Source organism: Meiothermus hypogaeus, from assembly GCF_003574035.1.
Classification (GTDB): domain Bacteria; phylum Deinococcota; class Deinococci; order Deinococcales; family Thermaceae; genus Meiothermus; species Meiothermus hypogaeus.
In genome coordinates this window covers 1-865 of sequence record NZ_QWKY01000172.1, presented here as the reverse complement: position 1 = coordinate 865, position 865 = coordinate 1, and the positions used below count along the sequence as shown (strand labels likewise).

Annotated in this window: 2 protein-coding genes; both read left to right on the top strand. The window is 73.2% G+C overall.

The annotated features are described in order from the left end of the window. The first annotated feature begins 83 nt into the window (after nucleotides 1-83). Nucleotides 84-344, top strand: coding sequence for a type II toxin-antitoxin system Phd/YefM family antitoxin (locus Mhypo_RS17785; protein ID WP_027883277.1), 261 nt, complete (start codon nucleotides 84-86; stop codon nucleotides 342-344). Then, complete coding sequence (locus Mhypo_RS17780; RefSeq protein ID WP_027883278.1) at nucleotides 341-763, top strand: type II toxin-antitoxin system VapC family toxin; 423 nt, start codon at nucleotides 341-343, stop codon at nucleotides 761-763. Before Mhypo_RS17785 ends, Mhypo_RS17780 begins: the two co-directional genes overlap by 4 nt. Nucleotides 764-865 lie beyond the last annotated feature (102 nt).

Below are 865 nucleotides of genomic sequence, written 5' to 3'. Positions count from 1 at the left end.
TCCCGCCTCCCGCCCGAGGGCCTCTTTCCCCCCACGGGGAGGTCCGGCTTGACCAACCCATCTAGTCAGACTAGACTGATGGGGTGAAACGCAGCTGGCAGCTTCAGGAGGCCAAGGCCCGCTTCTCCGAGGTGGTGGAGCAGGCCCTGAAGGGCGAGGCCCAGACCGTGACCCGGCGGGGCCGGCCCGCGGTGGTGGTGCTGGACTGGGCGACCTACACCCGCCTTCGCGGCGAGGATACCCCCCTGCTCGAGGCCCTCCGCCCGCCGGAGCCCCTCTCCGACGAGGAGGCCGAGGCCCTCTCCGACCGGTCGCGCGCAGGCTACCGGGAGGTGGGCTTTTGAGCTACCTGCTCGACACCAACGTGGTCTCCGAGGCGGCCAAGCGTCAGCCCGACCCCAGGGTTACGGCCTGGCTGAAAGGGCTCTCCGTGCGGGAAGCCTACCTTTCCGCTCTCACCTTGGGCGAGCTGGTGCAGGGGGCCGTCCGCGCCCCCGAGCCGCGCCGAGCTGTCCTGGAAGGCTGGATCGAAGACCTCAAGCGGCGCTTCGCCGGGCAGATTCTGCCCCTGGACACGGGGGTCATGGAGACGTGGGGCGCCCTCACCGGCGAGGCCCTGAACCAGGGCCGCCCCCTTTCCCCCCTGGACGCCCTGCTGGCGGCCACCGCCCTGCGCCACGGCCTCACCCTGGTCAGCCGCAACACCGGCCACTTCCGGGGCCTGCCCGTTCGGCTGCTCAACCCCTGGGAGGCGGGGGCCTGACCCCGCTCTGGCCGCCGCCCTCCGCCCCCCGGCCCGCCGCCCGACCCCGCTATAACGGGGGTGTGGAGCCGCACCCCCTCCCCCCGCCGCCCCCCGCTAGCA